16 protein-coding genes are annotated in these 19,964 nt (G+C 74.1%); 7 read left to right on the top strand and 9 right to left on the bottom strand.

Going from position 1 to position 19,964, the window contains the following annotated elements; translation table 11 throughout:
- Positions 1 to 315: 315 nt before the first annotated feature.
- Genes ABEA77_RS06455 through ABEA77_RS06435 form a run of 5 tightly spaced genes read right to left on the bottom strand, consistent with a single transcriptional unit; the run spans position 316 to position 5,822 of the window.
- Positions 316 to 1,617 (bottom strand): MFS transporter, encoded by a 1,302-nt coding sequence (locus ABEA77_RS06455; RefSeq protein WP_345642435.1) that lies wholly within the window; start codon positions 1,615 to 1,617, stop codon positions 316 to 318.
- 5 nt (positions 1,618 to 1,622) lie between these two features.
- The gene (locus tag ABEA77_RS06450; RefSeq protein ID WP_345642432.1) at positions 1,623 to 2,237 is read right to left on the bottom strand and encodes a GNAT family N-acetyltransferase; all 615 of its coding nucleotides are present in this window, start codon (positions 2,235 to 2,237) and stop codon (positions 1,623 to 1,625) included.
- Positions 2,234 to 3,448, bottom strand: coding sequence for a type III PLP-dependent enzyme (locus ABEA77_RS06445; protein ID WP_345642430.1), 1,215 nt, complete (start codon positions 3,446 to 3,448; stop codon positions 2,234 to 2,236). Before ABEA77_RS06445 ends, ABEA77_RS06450 begins: the two co-directional genes overlap by 4 nt.
- Positions 3,445 to 4,776, bottom strand: coding sequence for a DUF6271 family protein (locus ABEA77_RS06440; RefSeq protein WP_345642427.1), 1,332 nt, complete (start codon positions 4,774 to 4,776; stop codon positions 3,445 to 3,447). Before ABEA77_RS06440 ends, ABEA77_RS06445 begins: the two co-directional genes overlap by 4 nt.
- Positions 4,758 to 5,822 carry a phytanoyl-CoA dioxygenase family protein gene (locus tag ABEA77_RS06435; RefSeq protein WP_345642425.1) on the bottom strand — a complete coding sequence of 355 codons (1,065 nt, stop codon included), beginning with the start codon at positions 5,820 to 5,822 and terminating at the stop codon, positions 4,758 to 4,760. Before ABEA77_RS06435 ends, ABEA77_RS06440 begins: the two co-directional genes overlap by 19 nt.
- Before the next feature lie 797 nt (positions 5,823 to 6,619).
- Between ABEA77_RS06435 and ABEA77_RS06430 the strand changes: the two genes are divergently transcribed.
- Entirely contained in the window at positions 6,620 to 8,179 is a 1,560-nt protein-coding gene (locus tag ABEA77_RS06430) for a glycoside hydrolase family 3 protein (protein WP_345642423.1), read from the top strand.
- Positions 8,180 to 8,280: 101 nt separating this feature from the next.
- Here the strand turns inward: ABEA77_RS06430 and ABEA77_RS06425 are convergent, their stop codons facing one another.
- Both ABEA77_RS06425 and ABEA77_RS06420 read right to left on the bottom strand, forming a co-directional pair.
- Entirely contained in the window at positions 8,281 to 9,864 is a 1,584-nt protein-coding gene (locus ABEA77_RS06425; protein WP_345642420.1) for an FMN-binding glutamate synthase family protein, read from the bottom strand.
- 84 nt (positions 9,865 to 9,948) lie between these two features.
- Positions 9,949 to 12,006 carry a heavy metal translocating P-type ATPase gene (locus tag ABEA77_RS06420; protein WP_345642418.1) on the bottom strand — a complete coding sequence of 686 codons (2,058 nt, stop codon included), beginning with the start codon at positions 12,004 to 12,006 and terminating at the stop codon, positions 9,949 to 9,951.
- 101 nt (positions 12,007 to 12,107) lie between these two features.
- Between ABEA77_RS06420 and ABEA77_RS06415 the strand changes: the two genes are divergently transcribed.
- The 3 genes from ABEA77_RS06415 to ABEA77_RS06405 all read left to right on the top strand — a co-directional run bounded on the left by ABEA77_RS06415 (position 12,108) and on the right by ABEA77_RS06405 (position 14,004).
- Positions 12,108 to 12,506: an ArsR/SmtB family transcription factor gene (locus ABEA77_RS06415; RefSeq protein WP_345642415.1), complete on the top strand. Its 399-nt coding sequence runs from the start codon at positions 12,108 to 12,110 to the stop codon at positions 12,504 to 12,506.
- Positions 12,507 to 12,641: 135 nt separating this feature from the next.
- A complete protein-coding gene (locus ABEA77_RS06410; protein WP_345642412.1) occupies positions 12,642 to 12,968 on the top strand; it encodes a plasmid stabilization protein in 327 nt (108 codons plus the stop codon).
- A 70-nt stretch (positions 12,969 to 13,038) separates the two neighbouring features.
- Positions 13,039 to 14,004 carry an LLM class F420-dependent oxidoreductase gene (locus ABEA77_RS06405; RefSeq protein ID WP_345642409.1) on the top strand — a complete coding sequence of 322 codons (966 nt, stop codon included), beginning with the start codon at positions 13,039 to 13,041 and terminating at the stop codon, positions 14,002 to 14,004.
- Between the two features lie 84 nt (positions 14,005 to 14,088).
- Here ABEA77_RS06405 and ABEA77_RS06400 read toward each other — a convergent pair whose 3' ends face one another.
- Positions 14,089 to 15,264, bottom strand: coding sequence for a glutathione-independent formaldehyde dehydrogenase (locus tag ABEA77_RS06400; RefSeq protein WP_345642406.1), 1,176 nt, complete (start codon positions 15,262 to 15,264; stop codon positions 14,089 to 14,091).
- Positions 15,265 to 15,501: 237 nt separating this feature from the next.
- On the opposite strand from ABEA77_RS06400, the gene ABEA77_RS06395 reads away from it, so the two are divergent.
- Both ABEA77_RS06395 and ABEA77_RS06390 read left to right on the top strand, forming a co-directional pair.
- Entirely contained in the window at positions 15,502 to 16,428 is a 927-nt protein-coding gene (locus ABEA77_RS06395) for a hypothetical protein (RefSeq protein WP_345642403.1), read from the top strand.
- Positions 16,418 to 17,197: a hypothetical protein gene (locus ABEA77_RS06390; protein ID WP_345642400.1), complete on the top strand. Its 780-nt coding sequence runs from the start codon at positions 16,418 to 16,420 to the stop codon at positions 17,195 to 17,197. Before ABEA77_RS06395 ends, ABEA77_RS06390 begins: the two co-directional genes overlap by 11 nt.
- Positions 17,198 to 17,221: 24 nt before the next feature.
- Here ABEA77_RS06390 and ABEA77_RS06385 read toward each other — a convergent pair whose 3' ends face one another.
- Entirely contained in the window at positions 17,222 to 18,073 is an 852-nt protein-coding gene (locus ABEA77_RS06385; protein WP_345642397.1) for an SAM-dependent methyltransferase, read from the bottom strand.
- Between the two features lie 297 nt (positions 18,074 to 18,370).
- Between ABEA77_RS06385 and ABEA77_RS06380 the strand changes: the two genes are divergently transcribed.
- On the top strand, positions 18,371 to 19,924 hold the full coding sequence (locus ABEA77_RS06380; RefSeq protein ID WP_345642394.1) for an AMP-binding protein: 1,554 nt from the start codon (positions 18,371 to 18,373) through the stop codon (positions 19,922 to 19,924).
- The last annotated feature ends 40 nt before the right edge of the window (positions 19,925 to 19,964 follow it).

Here is a 19,964-nt window from a genome sequence, read left to right as displayed (position 1 = left end):
AGTGCCTCCAGAGGTGGGGGGAGGTTCCGGTGCGCTCACGACGCGCCCAGGGTGCGGGCGTCGCATGGCGAAAGAGTGGCGCGCGGTGGAGGCGGATGTGAAGGGGGGTCGGCGCACGCCGTTGGTCTATACCGGGGAAAGCGGCGGCCACCACGAGGCTGAAAGAAACTTTCAGTCAGGTGGAAGTGGTGCGAAGGTTCCCGACTCCCCTTGTTCGCACGGCGGTTGCCCGCCGCGCGCGTCAGCGGCGGGGCGGGGGGACCGCGGCACGCAGGCGCGGGCCGTCCCGTGCCACGGCCGGCGGGGCGCGGCGGGTCAGCTCTCCGCGGGTCCTGTCACCAGCTCGGGCCGGTGCGGGCCCGGCCCTTCGCCGCCGGCGACGGTGCCGTCCCCGGTGTCCCGCGCGGGACACGGCCAGCGGATCCGTGTGCCGCACAGGGTGACGACGAGCGCGCACGCGGCGACGGCGCCGAGCCCCCACACGAGGCTGGTGGAGTCGGCGATGAAGCCGATCACCGGCGGGCCGCCGAGCAGTCCCGTGGTCCCCATGGCGGCGACCAGGGTGAGGGCGTCGGAGCCCTGCGCCGCGGCGGCCACGTACACGCAGGGGGTGACGGCCGCGATGCCGATGCCGACGCAGGCGAAGCCGATCAGGGCGGGCACCACACCGCCGCTGAGCAGGGCGAGTGCGAGGCCCACGCCGGCGAGCGCGCTGCCGGCGCGCACGATGGGTCCGTCGCCCCAGCGGCTGCGCCAGCCGTCCGCGAAGATCCGCGCGAGCACCATCATGCAGGAGACGACGGCGATGCCCATGGGCGCGAGTTCCGCGGACGCCTTGGCGACGTCCTTCAGGTAGAGCGCCGACCAGTCGTTCATGGCGCCCTCGGTGACGGTGCCGAAGGCCATCGCGCAGCACATCCACAGCGTCATCCTGGTCGGCAGCGTCCACCGGCCGCGCTTCTTCGCCTCCTTGCCGGGCGCCGCCGCCTGCCCGGCGTCCGCGGCGGTCTGCCCTGTACCGGCGGCGGTCTCCTCAGCGGCCGCTGCCGCCCCCTCGTCCACCAGGCCCGACCTGGCCACGGCGAGGAGCAGCAGGAGCAGCGCGGCGGCGACGGCGAAGTGCGCGGTGACGGAGGACGTCACGGCGTTCATGCCGGAGGCGAGCAGCGCGGCACCCAGCGAGCCCGCGCTGAACGTGGCGTGCAGCCTGGCCATCGCGTTGCGCTTGTACCGGACTTCGAGCGCCGCGCCCTGCGCGTTCATGGAGACGTTGAGGGCGCCGACGAGGACGCCGTCGGCGAGCATCACCACGAGCGCGACCGGGTAGTCGGGCGCGGCGGCGAGCGCGAACAGCAGCAGCGCGAGGCCGAGCGCGGACAGCAGCGCGAGCCGCTGCGAGCCGAGGCGCCGCATCAGCCAGGCCACCAGGGGGAAGGAGGCCGCGGCCCCGACCCCGGTGGCCATCAGCAGCAGCCCGACCTCGGCCGTGCTGAGACCGAGGTGCGCCTTGATCGCCGGGACCCGTGAGGCCCAGGTGGCGTACTGGAAGCCGAGGGAGCTGAACAGCGCGGCGGTGGCGAGCTGTGCCCTTCGGAACGGATCGGTGACGCGGAGCACGCGTATCAGCCCTTCTCGTGGTGGAGCGGAGTGCCCGGCACGTGGGCGGACGCGGCCCGGGGCACCGGCCGCCTCCCCTGCGCGGGTTCGCGGGTGCGCGCGTTGCCGTGCCCTGCGGCGACCGGGCGGCTCATGTAGAGCGCGCCCGGCCCGTAGTCGGCGGCGAGCGCGGTCCCGGGGTGCGGGGCGAAACCGCGGGCCGCCCAGAAGGTGTCGGAGCCGCCGACCGCGACCAGCGAGATCCGCCGGTAGCCCTGGGCCCGCGCGGTGGCCGCGAGGTGGCCGAACAGGTGCCTCCCGAGGCCGCGTCCGCGCAGGTCGGACGCGACGACGAGGTCGTGCAGGTGGAGGTTGCTCGACGCGCACGCCGCGGCGCCGGTGGCCGCGAGCGCCGGATAGGCGGACTCGGGGTAGGGCAGGGCGAGGACGTACGCGGCGAGGCGGGCCCCCTGGTGGAGGACGAAGCAGGTGGACGGCGAGGCACGCACCATGGATTCGAGCGGTGCGCGCCCCTCGGAGAGCCCTGAGGGCGCGTAGGCGGCGGCTTCGAGGGCCACGAGGGCGTCCCAGTCGCCGTCGGCGACGTGCCGTATCCGCGGGCCGGGGCCCGGTGCGCTCATCCGCGCGCCACCTCCTCCGGCCCTGCGGCGGCCGGGGCGTCCGGGTCGGGCAGGCAGGTGTACGGGAGGGGCGCGAAGCCGTTGAAGCCCTGGGTCATGTAGCTGGTGGCGTACGCGCCGCTCGACATCACCCACACCGGGTCGCCGCTCGCGAGGGCCTCGGGCACCGCCACCAGGCCGTGCTCGTGCGCGTAGGCGTCGTCGCTGTCGCAGGTGGGGCCTGCGACGACGGCCTGCACGTACGGCCCTTCGGGGTGGGTGGGGAAGACGAGCCGGTACTGGAGCGCGTCCATCTCGTACAGGCCGTTGAACTTCCCGCAGCTGAGGTAGAGCCAGTGTCTTCGCTCGCCGCGCAGGTCCTGACGTGCCGTCAGCCGGGCCGCGTGGGCCCGGATGGCGCCCTGGTCGGCGACGAGGTAGCGACCGGGCTCCACCAGGAACGACAGGGCGCCGTCCGCCTCGTCCCGCAGCCGCTGCATGCCCTCCCTGATGACCGCGAAGATCTTGTCCGTGGGCGGTTCGAGGGGTCTGCCGCGCACGTCCAGGTAGCCGGCGGCGGGCAGTCCGCCGCCGAGGTTGACCTGGTCGGGGCGGATGCCGAGGGGGCGCAGCTCGGCGAGTACGTCCCCGATCCGGTCGAGGGCCGCCCGCCAGGCCCCGGCGGTCATCTGCTGGGAGCCGACGTGCACGGAGAGCCCCGAGGGGACGAGCCCCGCGTCCCTGGCGTCGGTGAGGACGCGCACGGCGTCGTCCGGGGAGCAGCCGTACTTGTTGCTGAGGCCCCACAGCGCACCCTCGCCGTCGGTGGCGAGGCGGCAGAACACCCGGGAGCCGGGGGCGTGGGCGGCGACAGCGGCCACGTCCTGGCGGCTGTCGGTGGCGAAGTCCCGGATGCCGAGCCGGTGGGCGTCGGCGATGTTGCGGTCGGACTTGATGGTGTTGCCGTAGTGCACGGCGGCGGCCGGCACCCCGGTGGCGAGGGCCTGTTCGATCTCCCTGGGGCTGGCCGCGTCGAACCCGGCGCCGCTGCGGGCGAGGCAGTCGAGCACCTCTTCCACTGGGCAGGCTTTCATGGCGAACCGGACTGAGACGCCCGGGAGTTCGCCGACCAGCGTCTCGTAGCGGCGGCGGATGCCGGCCAGGTCGAAGACGATCCTGTCCTCGGCCGAGGCCGCGAGGGCCGCGCGCAGCGTCGCACTCCCGGACGTCATCGGCCGCCCCGGTCCTGCCGGGCGCCCGCACCCGCGAGGCCGAGGGCGCGTGCCGCGTCCACCAGCGGCTCCCAGGCCTCGGCCAGGAGCGCGAAGTCCTCGACGTCGTGGCGGGCCTCGTCCAGCAGACGCTGCCCGCGGCCGGCCAGGAGGTCGGCGAACTCGGCGTATTTGCCGCCCAGTCGGCGGTAGGAGACGTCGAGCGAGGCGAGCCGTTCGGCGTTCTGGGTCCGGTCGAGGGCCGCGCTCTCGCGCACCATCGAGGCGATGAGGGGCGCCCGCAGCCGGTGGCGGCCGTCGAGCAGGGCGCCGCCCGCGCGGCCCATCTGCTCGTAGAGGTGGTTGAAGTAGAGCATCGACAGCAGGAACTTGACGAACCTCAGCTGGTAGGCGGTGAAGCCGGCGCCCGTCCGCCGCTCGGGCGTGTAGAAGTTGACGATGTCGCGGTTGTGCAGGACGCCGGGCAGTCCGGCGTCGTACACGGCGTGCATGAGGAAGTAGTCGCTGCCGATGGTGTCGGTGGCCGGGGGCAGCGGCAGTTGCTCGTGCACACCGTGGAAGCTGATGTTGCACATGTCGATCCGCATCGGGTCGACCACGGTGAGGACCGCGCGGTCCTCGGTGAACGGCTCGGCGCCCGCGCCCCTGAACGACTCCGCCACGAGCGCGCGCTTCTGCTCGGCGCTCCATCCCCGCGGCGCCCACAGGCTCACCATGTCGGCGTAGACGCCGGGGTCGATCTCCTGTATCTCCCCTATGTCGACCGAGAGTTCGCCGATGAAGGAGGCGCCGGCCAGCGACACGGGACGGTCGGCGAGCGCCGGGTCGAGCGCGCTGGCGGTGGCGTGGCGCGCCGCCTCGCGGGCCGGCCTGCCGAGGGAGGCGAGCTCGTGGTGGATGGGATAGACGGGTGCGCCGTCCGCTTCCTGGTAGCGGCTGTCGGAGTCCCTGCGGTGGACGCTCTCGCAGCCGAGGGCCGCGGCGAGGAGGAACGCCCGGTTGGTGCAGGCGCCGTAGGAGAGCCCCTCGGGCAGCATGAGCGCGAGCATCAGGTCGGGCTTGGGCAGTCCCGCGCGGCGCACGGCCCCCAGCAGGAACTCCCGCTGGCGGTCCTCGTCGAGGTGGTGCACGACGACGCCGGGGGCCCTGCCCAGGACTTCGAGGGCCGCGGCGTGCCGGGCGCGCACGGCGACGGGCGCGGAATCGAGGACGAGCAGGTGCACCTCGGTGCCGAACCGCTCGGCGGCGTAGGCCGCTTCCCCGTACACGGCCGAGAGGGTCTCGGCGCACTCCCGGTTGGTGGGGAGGGTCAGGCAGACTCTGCGCATGCCGCGTCCCCGGTGGTGTCGGCGAAGGGCCGGCCGCTCCAGGAGGTGAGGCCGAGCAGCTTGGAGCCGAGGTCCGTCAGCTCGGCGGGGCCGTAGCGCAGCGACTCGTGCCTGACCGGGTCGCCGAGGAGTGTCTTGTTCCACTCGGGGGTGGTCAGGTGGCGCCAGGAGCGCACGCGGGAGCGGCGCAGCTGCTCGTGGGATTCGAGCGCGGGCATCATCGAGAGGTACTGCACGGCACGGACGCCGTCGGCCGAGACGTTGGGCGCGACGCCGTGCGCGAGGGCGCCGTTCCAGATGAGGAGGTCGCCCGCTTCGAGGTCGGGGCGTACGACGGGGTATTCGACGGGGTCGTAGGCGGGTCTGATCGGGTCGCGGTCGGCGGGCTGCTCCACCTTCCAGCGGTCGAAGTCGCGGAACAGCTCGGGGTTGCACTGGAAGCCGCCCTGGTCGGGCTTGGTGTCGCTGAGCGCGACGATGCCCTGCACACGCTGCGGCACCACGCCGAGCGTGGAGTCGATGTCCCAGTGCAGCCTGATGTCGAAGCCGCGCTCGGTGTGCGGGATGAGGGCGCGGTCGCGGGTCCTCACGTTGGGCGGGTTGAGGTTGAGCCGGTCGAGCGTGACCCACAGCTCCTCGCAGTCCCAGACGTCGACGAACGCGTCGTACACGCGCTGGGCCTGCCGGTTGTCCCAGATGAGCTGATGCTGGTAGGCCTCGACGAAGCCGTAGATGTGCAGTTCGCGGTCGAGGTCGGAGCGGTACTCGCGCTCCTCGTACCAGGTCTCGGGGCGTTCGGGGTCGAGGCCCTGGAAGTCCCAGGCGAACTGGAGGAGTTGTTCGGCGGTGGCACGCGGCACGGCCTCCTTGACCACGGTGTAGCCGTAGGTCTGCCAGAACGCGAAGTCCTCCTCGGACAGCACGCGCAGCTTCTGTTCCTTCTTCAGCTCGCGCAGGGGCGTCTGGGCGAGGTAGGTGTCGGCGTCGGCACTGAAGTAGGGGACGGGGGACGCAGCTCGGTACAGGTGGCGGTCGGATGCCGGCATGCGGTCGCTCCAAGGCTCGTTCTTCTGTCACGGTCACGGGTCGGTGCGCTCCGGGCGCGCGGGCGCGGCGGAGGGACCGGTGTGGGGGGACATGCACGGCCGCCGCGTCGCACAGCGGTGTCGCGGGGCCGGTGGACGGGCCACGGAGGGCGGGCCGTCTCGCGGGCGCCGAGGGGCGCCGTCAGGAAGCCGTTGTCGCGACCGGGGCCGCCCGCGGGAGGGGGGAAGGGGGCGCCGGTCGGGCGGTTTTCAGGCGTCTGCGCCGGATCGGGGGTCGGGGGGCACGCACGGCCGGGCCGCGGGACCGGCCGCCGACGGTGTGGTTCTCAGCGAATACAGCACCAGCTTCTCGCCCCTTGCACTTGCCCTTGCGCTTACCGCCCGTCACCGTACGGGCCATGGACGTTCTGCGCGTCCCAGTAGTGGTGCGCGGCGAACGGACGGACCAGCGAGGCCGGTCCGGGTCCCGCGCCGCACGCGTCACCGACGTCCCACCAAAATGGACTAGACCAACACCCCTGTCAATAGCGGCACCCGGCCCCGCCCGGTGACCGGACGCCACCCCCCGGGGGACCGCGCGGGGAGTTCCGCAGCGGCCCCACAGGGAGGTACCGAGGGGTCCACGCGAAGACGGCCGAGGGGTCCACGCGAAGACGACGGCGGGGAGGGAGCCGCGCCGCGCCGACCGGCTCACAGCCCCCTTGACACCTCGATTGGTACAGGCCAATATCCAATTGGCCTGTACCAATCACACCCGCTCGCTCGGTATGTCCCCGCTCCCCCGGAAGGCCCGGTCGATGACCTCCAGCATGCACACCAAGGACGTGCGCAGGCTCGCGCTCTCCGTTCTCCAGCCGGGTTTCGTGGGTACCGAGGCGCCGGACTGGGTCCTGCGCGCGATCCGTGACGGGCTGTCATCGGTCGTGCTGTTCACCCGCAACATCGTCTCGCCCCAGCAGGTCGCGCGCCTGACCGCGCAGCTGCGGCAGGAGAACCCCGCCCTCGTCATCGCGATCGACGAGGAGGCGGGCGACGTCACGCGCCTGGAGTCGGCGACCGGCTCCACCCGGCCAGGCAACTTCGCCCTCGGCGCGGTGGACGACGTCGAACTCACTGAGTCCGTCGCGCGGGACCTCGGCAGGCAGCTGCACGCGGCCGGCGTCAGCCTCGACTACGCGCCGAGCGTCGACGTGAACTCCAACCCGGACAACCCCATCATCGGCGTGCGGTCCTTCGGCACCGCGCCCGACGTGGTCTCCCGGCACACGGCCGCCTGGGTCCGGGGGCTCCAGTCGGCGGGCGTGGCCGCCTGCGCCAAGCACTTCCCCGGCCACGGCGACGTGGCGGTCGACTCCCACCACGGACTGCCGAGTTACGACGCGGGCGCCGACGAGATCGCCGAGCAGGCCCTGCCGCCGTTCCGCGCCGCTCTCGCCGCGGGCGTGCGCGCCGTGATGAGCGGCCACCTCCTCGTGCCCGCCTACGACCCCGAGTCGCCCGCCACCCTCAGCCGCCGCATCCTGGTCGAACTGCTCCGCAAGGAGCTGGGGTTCGACGGCCTGATCGTCACCGACGCCATCGAGATGGGCGCGGTCACCGACCTCTACGGCATCGGCGGCGCCACCGTGCGGGCGCTCGCCGCGGGCGCCGACGCGATCTGTGTCGGCGGCGAGAGCGCCGAGGAGTCGACCACGCGGCTCCTCACCGCGTCGGTGGTCGACGCCGTCGCCTCGGGTGAACTGCCGCTCGACCGGCTCGCGGAGGCGAGCGAGCGGGTGCGGGAGTTCGCCGACTGGTCGACCGGGCTCGGCGGCTCGGTCCCCGTCGACCCGGTCAGCCGGGACATCGGCTATGTCGCGGCACGGCGCGCCGTCCGGCTGAGCGGGCCCGCAGCGGACGCCCTGCCGCTCGCGGCCGCCCCCCATGTCGTGGAGCTGGTGCCGTCGACCAACCTGGCCATCGGCAAGGAGACGCCGTGGGGCGTCGCCGTGCCGCTGCGCGAGCGCGTCCCCGGTACGACGTTCGTACGCCTGCACCCGCAGGAGCTGGCGGAAGGCCCTGCCGCCCTGCGCGAGTACGGGCTCGCGCCCGCGGCCGGCCGCCCCCTTGTGGTGGTCGTCCGCGACGCCGCCCGGCACGCCTGGATGGGCAGCGCGCTCGCGGACCTCACCGCGGCGCGGCCCGACGCGATCGTGGTGGAGATGGGCCTGCCCGGCGCGGCAACGGCCCCCGGAGCGCTGCACATCTTCACGCACGGCGCCACGGCCGCGTCCGGGGTGGCGGCTGCCGAGGTCCTCGCGGGCTCGCGCCGTACCGCCGACGCGGTGCCCGAGGCGCTCGCGGGGCCGCGCGTCTGACGCGTCCCCGGAGCCCGCGGGCTCCAACGGCCGCGGACCGCGGGCTCCGGGGACGCGGGGCTCCGGGAGGGCCGTGACCGCCGCCGCGTCGGCCGCGCGCCTCACACCGTGAAGCGGTCAGGGTCCGCGGCCTTCCAGTCGGCGGCCCAGTCCGCGGGCGGCTCGTCGAGCAGCCTGCCGGGTTCGAGCCACTCGTACAGCTCGTCGTAGGAGCGCACCGTGTACGGGTCGGTCCTACGGCGCAGCATGTGCGGCCGCAGCTGCGCCGGGTCGGTGACCCCCATGGACGCCATGATCTGGAGGGCGCCCGCGACGGTGGCCTCCTGGAGCCTGCGGACGCGCTCCGTCTTGTCCCCGACGTGCAGGGCCCGCGCCCTGCGGGGGTCCTGGGTGGTGACGCCGGTGGGGCAGGTGTTGGTGTGGCAGCGCTGCGCCTGGATGCACCCCACCGCGAACATCATGGCGCGGGCCGCGTTGCCGTAGTCGGCGCCCTGCACCAGCCGCTTGACCAGGTCGGCGCCGGTGGCGATCTTGCCGCTCGCGCCGATCCTGACGCGGTCCCTCAGCCCCGTGCCGACGAGCGCGTTGTGCACGGTGAGCAGGCCCTCCGTCAGGGGCGTGCCGAGGTGGTCGGCGAACTCGAGGGGCGCAGCGCCCGTCCCGCCCTCGCCGCCGTCCACCACGATGAAGTCGGGCGCGGTGCCCTCGTCGAGCATCGCCTTGCACACGGCGAGGAACTGCCGCCGCGAACCGGGGCAGATCTTGAAGCCGGTGGGCTTGCCCCCGGAGAGCTCCCGCATCCTGGCGAGGAAGCGCACCAGCTCGCGGGGCGTGGAGAAGACGCGGTGGTACGGCGGCGAGACGACCGTACGCCCCTCGGGCACGTCCCGTACGCGGGCGATCTCGGCGTTGACCTTGGAGCCCGGCAGCACACCGCCGATGCCGGGCTTGGCGCCCTGCGACAGCTTCAGGGACACGCACTTCACACTGTCGTGGGCCGCCTTCCCGGCGAACTCCCCCGGGTCGAAACCGCCGTCGCGGGTGCGGCAGCCGAAGTATCCCGTGCCGATCTCCCAGACGAGGTCGCCGCCCGGCCGCAGGTGGTACTCGGACAGACCGCCTTCACCGGTGTCCTGCGCGAAACCCCCCGCCGCCGCACCGCCATTGAGCGCGAGGACCGCGTTGGCCGAGAGCGAGCCGAAGCTCATCGCGGACACGTTGAGCAGCGCCATGCCGTAGGGGCGGGTGCAGTCGGGCCCGCCGACGCGCACCCGCGGCGGCGTCTCGGGCACCGGGCGGGGCGCCATGGAGGGGACGAGGAACTCGTACCCGGTCGCGTAGACGTCGCGCTCCGTGCCGAACGGCTCCTCGGCCGCGGTGCCCTTGGCCCGCTCGTAGACGATGCTGCGGGTGTCGCGGTCGAAGGGGCGGCCGTCGTAGCTGCGCTCCACGAAGTACTGCTGCATCTCGGGGCGGATGCTCTCCAGCAGGTACCTGGCGTGGCCGAGCACCGGGTAGTTGCGCAGCACGGTGTGCCTGCGCTGGAGCAGGTCCCACAGGCCGAGCGCGGCGACGAGCAGGAGCGGCGCGGCGCCGAACGACCACCACGGGGAGGCCGCCGCCGCGAGCACCGCGGCGGTCGCCGACGCACACCACAGGAGAACCACAGAGCCGATACGTGTCACACGGGCCGCGTTGCCCGGCGCGGGCGGCCCACACCCGGTGGCGGCCCAAGATTCCCCCAAGGCCATCCGGCCCGCCGAGCGGTGTCACACCGGCGACCCGGCGCGGCCCGCGTGCCGCTCGTGCCCGCCCGCGCCGTCCTGCCGCGCGGCGGGCAGGGGCGCGGCGGGGCGGGCGCGGTGCCATGCCGCGTCCCGCAGCAGGCGCAGGCCGTTGAGCCCGACGACCACGGTGGAGCCCTCGTGGCCGAGGACACCGAGCGGCAGCGGCAGGCGGCCCGCGAGGTCCCACACCACGAGGCCCGCGATGAACACACCGCCGATCACGAGGTTCTGCACGACGAGCCGCCGCGCGCGGCGGGACAGCGCCACCACCGCGGGTACGGTGGCCAGTTCGTCGCGCACGACGACGGCGTCGGCCGTCTCCAGGGCGAGGTCGGACCCGGCGCGCCCCATCGCGACGCCGACATGGGCGGTGGCGAGCGCGGGCGCGTCGTTGACCCCGTCGCCCACGACCAGCACCCGCGCGCCGCGCGCGGCCTGCTCCCCGACGGCCGCCGCCTTCTGCTGGGGCAGCAGCCCCGCGCGTACGTCGGTGATGCCGGCCTCGGCCGCGAGCCGGGCTGCGGCGCGCTCGTTGTCCCCGGTCAGCAGCGTCACACCGGCCCCGGTGAGGGCGCCGAGTGCCGCGACGGTGCGGGCGGCGTCCCGGCGCAGCCGGTCGGCGACGCCCAGCACGCCGACGGTCCTGCCCTCGTACCTGACGAGCACGGCGGTGCGCCCGCCTGCCTCGACCTCCGCCACCAGTGCTGCCGCGGCGGAGCCCGGATCAGCCGCCGCGGCGAGGCGGCCCGGCGCGCCGACCTCGACGGTGCGCCCACCGACGCGTGCCCTGACGCCGACGCCGGGCTCCGAGGCGAAGCCCGCCGCCGGGGACAGGCGGAGGCCGCGCTCCTCGGCGGCCGCGACGACGGCCCGGCCGAGGGGGTGCTCGCTGGGGTGCTCGGCGGCCGCGGCCAGTGCGAGCACCTCCCCGGCGCCGAGCCCGCCGCCGGGGACCGGGCGGACGTCCGTGACGCGCGGAGTGCCCTCCGTCAGCGTGCCGGTCTTGTCCAGCGCCGCCCGGTCGACCTGGCCCAGGCGCTCCATCACCAGCGCCGACTTGACCAGCACGCCGTGGCGCCCGGCGGTGGCGATGGAGGCGAGCAGCGGCGGCATGGTGGCGAGCATCACCGCGCACGGCGACGCGACGATCATGAAGGTCATCGCGCGCAGCAGTGCGGTCGTGACCGGGGAGCCGAACGCGAGCGGGACGAGGAAGACCGCGAGGGTGGCGGCCACCATGCCCAGCGAGTAGCGCTGTTCGACCTTCTCGACGAACAGCTGGGCGGGCGCCTTGGTCGCGGACGCCTCCTCCACCATGGCGACGATCCGGGCGATCACCGAGTCCGCGGGGTCCCTGACGACCGTGACGCGCAGGGCGCCGGTGCCGTTGAGCGTCCCGGCGAACACCTCGTCACCCGGCCGCTTGGCCACCGGGAGCGGCTCGCCCGTGATGGTGGCCTGGTCGACCTCGCCGGCCCCGTCCGCGACGGTGCCGTCCGCGCCGATCCGTTCACCGGGGCGCACCAGGACGGTGTCGCCCACCGCGAGTCGGCCCGTGGGCACCCGCTCCTCCCGCACGCCGCCGGAAGGCGTCTCCACGAGCCGGGTCGCGGTGGCGGGCGCGAGGTCGAGCAGGCCGCGCACGGCGTCCCTGGTACGAGCCGTGGCCAGCGCCTCAAGCGCGCCCGACGTGGCGAAGATGACGATCAGCAGGGCGCCGTCGAGCACCTGCCCGATGGCGGCGGCGCCGAGCGCGGCGACGACCATCAGGAGGTCGACGTCGAGCGTGCGCTCCCGCAGGTCGCGCAGTCCCGCGAGACCCGGCTCCCACCCCCCGGTGGCGTAGACGGCCGCGAGCAGCGGCCCCCAGGCCCATGCGGGGGCTCCGGCGAGGTCGAGCGGAAGCGCGGCCAGGAACAGCAGCAGGGCGGCCAGCGCCCACCGCGCCTCGGGCAGGGCCAGCGCGCGGGAGCGGCGGGGCGGCGCCGCGAGGCGGCCGGCGGGAGCGGACGCAAGGGGCGGGGCCTGGCTGGGCGTCATGGCGGTACGTGCCCTTCGCGCGGGAGCGGAGACCGACGGCGCCCACCCTAACAGGAATACTTGAACATCCATTCATTCGTTTTGGTCCGTAGGATGGGCCCATGGGCCATGGAGCACCTCCCCAGGACGGCGGTCACGCCGGCGACGCGCCGCGCACCCGGCTGACGCCGCAGAACGCACAGCAGGTCGCGACCGCCCTGCAGGCCCTGTCCACGCCGTCGCGGCTGCTGATCCTCGCCCGCCTGCGTGAGGGACCCTGTGCCGCGACGGAGCTCGCGGCCGCGGTCGGCATGGAGCAGAGCGCCTGCTCCCACCAGCTGCGCCTGCTGCGCAACCTCGGCCTTGTCACCGGCACCCGTACAGGACGCTCCGTCGTGTACGCCCTGCACGACAGCCATGTCGCCGCCCTCCTCGACCAGGCCGTCCACCATGTCGAGCACCTGCGGCTCGGCCTCGTGGACCCGCCCGCGCGGGATGCCGCCCCGGCCTCCGCGCGCTGACACCGCCGCGCCCCCTCCGTACGGTCGCGGCCCGCGGCCGTACGGGTGGCGCGGGACGCCCGGGATGCATGAGCGGTGGCCCGCCGGGCACTCGGTGCGGGAGCGCGCCGAGTCCGACTGGTGAGGAGGGGCCCCATGCCCGCAGGATCGAACCGCAAGCGCGAGCGGCAGTACGAGCACATCAAGGAGAGCTCGCGGGAGCGCGGCGCCTCCCCGGGGCGCGCGAAGGAGATCGCCGCGCGCACCGTGAACAAGGAGCGCGCGCGCAGTGGCGAGGCCGGGTCCGCGGGCAAGGTGTCCACGCGCGACCCCAAGTCCGCGTCGCAGCGCGGCGGCGAGCGGTCCCACAAGGGCCCGCAGAGCCCCACGAAGGACCAGCTCTACGCCGAGGCGAAGAAGAAGAACGTGGAGGGCCGCTCGTCCATGAACAAGGACCAGCTGCGGCGGGCGCTCGGGCGCTGACCCCCGGCCGGGGTCGGGCCCCGCCCGGACGGGGCCGTTTCACATCGCGACCGCGGGCTACTCGCGGATCATGGTGCGAATCGGATACACGATGATGACGGAGCAGGCCGGTCCCCGCGAACTCGTCGAGCACGTGGTGGGCGCCGAGCGGGCCGGGTTCGACTTCTCGGTCACCTCCGACCACTTCTTCCCCTGGCTCACGGAGCAGGGCCACTCGCCGTACGCGTGGAGCGTCCTGGGCGCCGCCGCGCAGGCCACCTCGCGCATCCCGCTCATGACCTACGTGACCTGCCCGACGACGCGCTACCACCCGGCCGTGGTCGCCCAGAAGGCCGCCACGGTGCAGCTGCTGTCCGAGGGCCGCTTCCGCCTCGGCCTCGGCTCGGGCGAGAACCTCAACGAGCATGTCGTCGGCCGCGGCTGGCCGGGCGTCCGGGAGCGCCAGGAGAAGCTGGCCGAGGCCGTGGAGATCATCCGGCGGCTGTTCGCAGGCGGCTACGTCTCGTACCGGGGCACGCACTTCACCGTCGACAGCGCGAAGCTCTGGGACCTGCCGCAGGCCGCTCCCCCGATCGGGATCGCCGTCTCGGGCGAGAGCTCCTGCCGCATCGCGGGCGAACTCGGCGACCTGGTGATCGCCACCGAGCCGGAGCGCGCCCTGCTCGACGCCTTCGACCGGCACGGCGGCGCGGGGAAGCCCAAAGTGGGCCAGGTGCCCATCTGCTACGACACGGACCGCGACGCCGCCGTGGCGCGGGCGCACGCGCAGTTCCGCTGGTCCGTCGGGCCCTGGCCCGTCAACGCGCAGCTGCCGACGCCCGCGGCCTTCGACGGCGCGACGCGGTACGTCACCCGGGACGACATCGCCGAGGCGATTCCCTGCGGCAGCGACGTGGACACGTTCGTGGACGCCGTACGGGCCTACGCGGACGCCGGCTTCACCGAGGTCGCCCTGGTCCAGATCGGCGGCGACCACCAGGAGCCGTTCCTCGGCTGGGCGGAGAAGGAACTGCTGCCCGCGCTGCGGGAGCTGTGAGCCGGGCCGCGGGGCCGTACAGCGGCGGGCGGCGCCGGCTCCCCCCGGGTCCCGCCACCGCCCGCCGCGCCGCGCGCTCCGCCGTCAGGCCGCCGCGCCGGCGAGCTGCCCGTCGGGGTGGAGGACGACCTTGGTCCAGCCCTCGTCGCGGGCGTCGAAGTGCCGGTAGGCCTCGGGTCCCTGTTCCAGCGGCAGGTCGTGGGAGACCAGGAACCCCGGTTCGGCCCTGCCCGCCGCGATCAGGTCGCGCAGCGCCCGGTTGTACCGTTTGACGGGCGCCTGCCCCGTCCCCATCGACTGGCCCTTGAACCACATCAGCCCGTAGTCGAAGGGGATCCTGCCCTCGGCCTCCAGGTCGCCCTGGGCCCGGCTGCCACCCGGGTCCTGCGGCAGGAAGATGCCGACCACGCCGAGCCTGCCGGTGAACCGCACGGCGTCGACGAGGCCGTCCAGTGTCAGGGCCGCGTTCTCGTTGCCCTGCGGGTCGTGCGCCTGGTAGCCGACGCATTCGCAGCCGTTGTCGGCGCCGAGGCCGAGCGTCGCCTCCTTGACGACCTCCGCCGGGTCGCTCTCCCTGGTGTCGATCGGGATCGCGCCGATCCGTTCGGCGAGCGCGAGGCGGTCGCTCTGGTGGTCGGCGACCCAGACGCGCCCCGCGCCCTTGAGGATCGCGGAGTACGCGGCCATCAGGCCGACCGGTCCCGCGCCGTAGACGAGCGTCTGGTCGCCAGGACCGACGCCCGCCATCTCGGTGGCGTGGTAGCCGGTGGGGAAGATGTCCGCCAGCATCACGTAGTCGTCCTGGCGCTCCTCTGCGTCCTCGCCGAGGAGCAGCGCGTTGAAGTCGCCGTGCGGCACGCGCAGGAACTCGGCCTGCCCGCCCTCGTACGGGCCCATGTCGGCGAAGCCGTACGCGGCGCCGGCGAGCGCGGGCTCGGGCTGCATGGTGAGGCAGTAGTTGGTCAGGCCGCGCTCGCACTGCTTGCAGAAGCCGCAGCCGATGTTGAACGGCAGGACGACGTAGTCGCCCACCTTGACCTTGCTCACGCCGGGGCCGGTCTCGACGACCTCGCCGAGGTTCTCGTGGCCGAGGACGCGCCCCTCCTCGAAGGAGGTGCGGCCCTCGTACATGTGCAGGTCGGAGCCGCAGATATTGGTGCTGGTGACGCGGACGACGATGTCGTTGGGGTCCTCGATCCGCGCGTCGGGCACCTCCTGGACGCCGATGTCCCCGGGGCCGCGGTAGACGAGTGCTTTCACGGTGTGCCGCTCTCCGACCACCCGACGGCCCGCGGCACCACCGGCGGGCGGTGGGGGCGCGGCGGGCGGTCTGGTCGGTTTCGTGGTCGGCCGGACGCGCCCCGCGGGGCCGTCCGGCCCACTTCCACCCTGGCACCGTTCGACCGGCCGCGCCAAGGGGCGGCCGGTCGCCGCGCGGACCGCCCGCGGCCGGCGGCTGCGGGGGCGCACGCGCGCGGCCCGTGCTGTACTGGCCGGGTGGAGCGCAAGCACCCCGTGCCGTTCGCGCCGCGCGCCGGGAGGACGTCCGGCGACACGGCGCCGGGGGCCGTGGGCGGCCGGCGGGCCGAGGAGGTGCGGCGCCGGGTCCGGCTCATGATCGAGATCACCGCGCGGGCCGGGGAGTATCGCAAGGGGCTGCTGACCGCGGCGGCCCGCCTGAGCGCCGAGGAGGCGACCATCCTCTCCGACCTGGAACGCCTGGGCCTCCAGGTGCCGCAGCTGCACGACGTGCTGTGCGGCGGGCACGTGCTGGTGGACGACCCCGGGCTCTACACGGCCTGGCGGTTCGACGGCGTCAGCCATCCGCGGCTCTCCAGCCACCACCTCGACATCGACAAGAAGCGCTACCCGGACATCGGGATGCGCGGCCAGGTCGTGCGGGAGAAGCTGCACGGACGCACGGCGCGGGGCACCTGGGTGCAACTGGAGAAGACCCCGGCCGCCTTCGGCGAGAACCGGCTGCCACGCCCCGGCGACCTGCGGCACCTCGTGGACTACGTGGTCTACCGGGTCACGCGCAGCAACGTCGGCCCCTGGGGCCTTTCGCGGATGACGGAGCGCCGCCCGATGTACCTCTCGCCCGACCTCGCCCTGCCCACGTCGCTCACGCCGCCGGTCGCGCGGGAGCTGACCCGGGCGCTGCGCGGGATCGAGGAGGACGACGACAGGACGGCGGTCTCCCGCGACCTGGCGGCGCGCTTCCCGCCGCCGGACCGCGCGGACCTCTCGGCCGAGCTGGGCGGCACGCTGTCCGGCAGGTCGGGGCGCGGCCTGTTCGGCAACTCAGAGGTGTGGGTCACGGAGACGCCCTCGCGCGGCGCCGCCGAGGTGTTCCGCCTCAGCGCGGCACAGGGCGCGAACGCGCGTCCGGGCCGGAGCGGGGAGGTGCCCCATGAGCGGTGACCGGGCGGGCGCTCCCCCGCCCGCGCAGGACGGGCCCGGCTCCGGCTCCGGCTCCGGCGAGGCCAGGGTGCCCGAGGGGCTGGTGTCCGCCGTGGTGAACCTGGTGGACACCGGGCCCGTGCTGCTCGGCGCCTACACGATCGCGGAGTTGACGGCGGTGGACGCGGTCGTGGACTTTTTGGAGACACGCCCCTCGGACGAGGTGCTCGCCGAGGCCGTGCGCTCGCTTGCCGCGCGCCAGATGCTGGTGGCGGGCTCGGCGCCCGACCAGGTCCAGGTGCGCGGCGACCTGGGCATCGCGGTCGCCTTCCAGCAGCGGGCGCGGAGCGTGCTCGACGCCCGTACGACCGGTACGGAGCCGGGCGAGCCCTGGCGGATCCTGCTGCTGCCCCAGCCCGAGCACATCTGCCTGCTGCTTCGCATCGACGCGCTGGGCGTCCACCAGATCGGCCTGTACGCCTTCGACGAGGCCCTCGACATGCTCGTCGACTGGCTGCCGCGCGGCCCGGCGGCCGATCCCGCTCCCGGCGCGGACGCCGACGCCGTCCTGACCGGCGCCGAACGGTCCGCGCTCGTCACCGTCACCCACTACACCGCACGGGGCTCGGCCGAAGTGGCGGGATCGAGCACCGACCTGGTCCTGGCGCGCCGCGGCGGGCGGCTGCACCTCTTCACCCGGGACCCGGCCGACCGGGACCGCCTGGTGGCGGGCCGTGCGGACGGCAGGGACGGTGTGCGCGACAGGGTCGGCGCGCTGCTGTCCACCTGACCACGGCCGTCCGGCGCGTGCGGCTCAACCCGCGCCACCGGAAGGGGGCTTCACACCGACGCCTGCCCAGATCGGGGCGGCGGTGTCGTCGGGGGCCGCGTCGGGCGTGCCGACGTCGAGTGTCCGCGCGTCGGGGCGCCACCGGTGCGGCGCGACCAGGCCGGGCTCGATCAGCTCCGTGCCGTCGAAGAAGCGCAGGGCGTCGTCCCTGGTGGCCGGGTGCAGGTCGATGCCCTGTGCGCCGAAGTCCTCCTCAAGACTGGCAGATCCCCCCGCGAGCTCCTTGGCGAAAACACTGATCAGGAGGTAACTCCCGGCGGGCAGGGCGTCGACAAGGCGCCGCACCAGGGCGTGCGGCCGCGCCTCGGGCGCGATCCAGTGCAGCAGCAGCCCCATGGACAGGGCGACGGGCTGCCCGAGGTCGAGGACCTCCCGCAGCTGGGGGGCCGTCAGGATGCTGTCCGGGTCGGTGAAGTCCGCCTGCACGTACGTCGTGCGCCCGGCGGGCCCGCTGGTGTGCAGGGCCCGCGAGTGGGCCAGGACGATCGGGTCGTTGTCCACGTAGACGATGCGGGACTCCGGCGCGACGCTCTGGGCGACCTCGTGGAGGTTGGGCGAGGTGGGGATGCCCGTGCCGATGTCGAGGAACTGGCGGATGCCCGCCTCGGCCGCGAGGCGGCGCACGGCCCGCAGCACGAAGTCCCGGTTGACGCGGGCCGCGAGCTTCACGGTCGGCATCTTCTCCGCGACTCTCTCGGCCATGTCGCGGTCCGGCCGGTAGTTGGTCTTGCCACCGAGGAACACGTCGTACATGCGCGCCGGATGGGGGATGTCCGTGCGCAGGTCGAGCGGCGGACGGTGGCCCGCGCGACTCATCCAGCCATCCGCATCCGACATCGGCAGCGCCGCCTCTCTCGCGTCAACTCCCCCACTCTATCGGCGGATCCGCACCCCTTGCGGACGCGGGGGTGCCGGGGGCCCGTGGCGGTGCACGGTCCGTGCCCGGGGACCCCGGGCGCGCGGCCCCGTCCCGCGCCCGCGCCCGCGCCCGCGCCGGGGGAAGATCCCTCCGTCCTCTACGCTGGTGAACCGTCATAGCACCCGCAACGTTGTTCACGAGTGGCTGGGCCGGGGCCGCTCCCGGCCCGTTCTGCCCGAGTACGAAGAAGGATCATGGACGAGGTCAGCACAGCCGAGAACTACACCACCGCAGTTCTGCGACGATTTGAGGCAAGAGGCAGTCGTGACGCCCTGATAGCCGGGGACCGCCGCATCAGCGGGGCCGAGGCCGCGCACACCGTACTGAGGTTCGCGGCGGTCCTCAAGGACGCCGGACTGGGGCGCGGCGACGGGGTGGCACTCTTCGTCCAGAATTCCCCGGAAGCGTTGCTTTTGCAACTTGCCATTCACTTCTCCGGGTGCCGTCTGGTCTTCGTACCGCCGGAGCCCGGCAACGGCGAGCTGGGGGCGCTGATCCGCAGGGCGGACGTCCGGATGCTGCTGTTCGACCCGGCCTTCGAGGACCGGACCAGGCGGATCACCGAGGAGGTCGGGATCCCGCACGTCTTCGGCGTGGGCCCGTCCGCCGTGGCACCCGACTTCGTCGAGGCCGCCGAGGGGCGGGAGGCCCTCGCGCCGCAGGACGCCGCAGACGGCCGCCACCTGGCCACCCTGCTGTACACCGGCGGCACCACGGGCCTGCCGAAGCTGGTCACCCACCGCAGCAGCTACTACCGCGGGTTCATGGACATCTCGGTGGACTTCACCGACGCCGCGGTGGCCGAGCCGGTGCTGCTCATCGGCACGCTCGTGACGCACACCAGCGGCCACGCGGCTTTCCTGGTGGGCGTGTTGAGCGGACACACCATCGTGCTGCTGCGGACGTTCGACGCCGGGGCGGCCCTGTCGGCCATGGCGCGCGAGCGCGTCACCCGGCTCATGATCGTCACGCCCATGCTGTACGAGTTGCTCGACCACCCGCGGTGCCGCCCCCACGGCTTCCCCGCCCTCAAGACCCTCTACTACACGGGCGCCGCCGCCTCCCCCGCCCGGCTGCGGCAGGCTATCGAGGTCTTCGGCCCGGTCCTGCACCAGGTCTACGGGGCGTCCGAGAACGGCGGCGTCACCGAACTCACCCCCGCGGAGCACGACCTGGACCGGCCCGAGTCGCTGACCAGCTGCGGGCGCCCCGGTGCGGGGGTCGAGGTGGAGCTGCGCGACCCCGAGGGCAAGCCGGTGGCCGTGGGCGAGACCGGCGAGCTGTACGTCCGCGGCGACCGGGTCATGGAGGGTTACTGGAACGACCCCGAGCGCACGGCCGAAGTGCTCGACGCGGACGGCTGGTTCCGCAGCGGCGACCTGGCACGCCAGGACGAGGACGGGTACTTCTACCTGGTCGACCGTGCGCGCGACATCATCGTGACGGGCCGCACCGCGGACAACGTCTACTCCCGGCTGCTCGACGACTTCCTGAGCGGCCACCCGGCGGTCAGGGAGGCCGCCACCGTGGGCCTGCCTGGCGCGGACGGCACGGAGTCCGTGCACGTGGTGCTGGTCCCGCGCGACTCCTCGGACACCCCGGACCTCCCCGCGCTCACCGTCGAGATCGTCGAGGCGCTCGGGGAACTCTACGCGCCCGAGTCCTATTCGTTCGCCGCCTCCCTCCCCCGCACGACCGTCGGCAAGACCGACAAGAAGGCGCTGCGCGCGGCCCTGGCTCCGGCGTAACGGGCAAGCCGGCGCGCGGCCCACGGCCCGAACACCCGCG

The sequence above is a fragment of the Streptomyces tremellae genome (assembly GCF_039540215.1).
In the GTDB taxonomy this organism is placed as follows: Bacteria; Actinomycetota; Actinomycetes; order Streptomycetales; family Streptomycetaceae; genus Streptomyces; species Streptomyces tremellae.
The sequence above is the reverse complement of the archived record's forward strand: the minus strand, read 5'-3'. Positions and strand labels throughout refer to the sequence as shown.

Coding starts and splice junctions, on each gene's coding strand:
- ABEA77_RS06450 (WP_345642432.1), bottom strand. CDS start 2,237: ATGAGCGCACCGGGCCCCGGCCCGCGGATACGGCACGTCGCCGACGGC.
- ABEA77_RS06445 (WP_345642430.1), bottom strand. CDS start 3,448: ATGACGTCCGGGAGTGCGACGCTGCGCGCGGCCCTCGCGGCCTCGGCC.
- ABEA77_RS06440 (WP_345642427.1), bottom strand. CDS start 4,776: ATGCGCAGAGTCTGCCTGACCCTCCCCACCAACCGGGAGTGCGCCGAG.
- ABEA77_RS06435 (WP_345642425.1), bottom strand. CDS start 5,822: ATGCCGGCATCCGACCGCCACCTGTACCGAGCTGCGTCCCCCGTCCCC.
- ABEA77_RS06430 (WP_345642423.1), top strand. CDS start 6,620: ATGACCTCCAGCATGCACACCAAGGACGTGCGCAGGCTCGCGCTCTCC.
- ABEA77_RS06420 (WP_345642418.1), bottom strand. CDS start 12,006: ATGACGCCCAGCCAGGCCCCGCCCCTTGCGTCCGCTCCCGCCGGCCGC.
- ABEA77_RS06415 (WP_345642415.1), top strand. CDS start 12,108: ATGGGCCATGGAGCACCTCCCCAGGACGGCGGTCACGCCGGCGACGCG.
- ABEA77_RS06410 (WP_345642412.1), top strand. CDS start 12,642: ATGCCCGCAGGATCGAACCGCAAGCGCGAGCGGCAGTACGAGCACATC.
- ABEA77_RS06405 (WP_345642409.1), top strand. CDS start 13,039: ATGGTGCGAATCGGATACACGATGATGACGGAGCAGGCCGGTCCCCGC.
- ABEA77_RS06390 (WP_345642400.1), top strand. CDS start 16,418: ATGAGCGGTGACCGGGCGGGCGCTCCCCCGCCCGCGCAGGACGGGCCC.
- ABEA77_RS06385 (WP_345642397.1), bottom strand. CDS start 18,073: ATGAGTCGCGCGGGCCACCGTCCGCCGCTCGACCTGCGCACGGACATC.
- ABEA77_RS06380 (WP_345642394.1), top strand. CDS start 18,371: ATGGACGAGGTCAGCACAGCCGAGAACTACACCACCGCAGTTCTGCGA.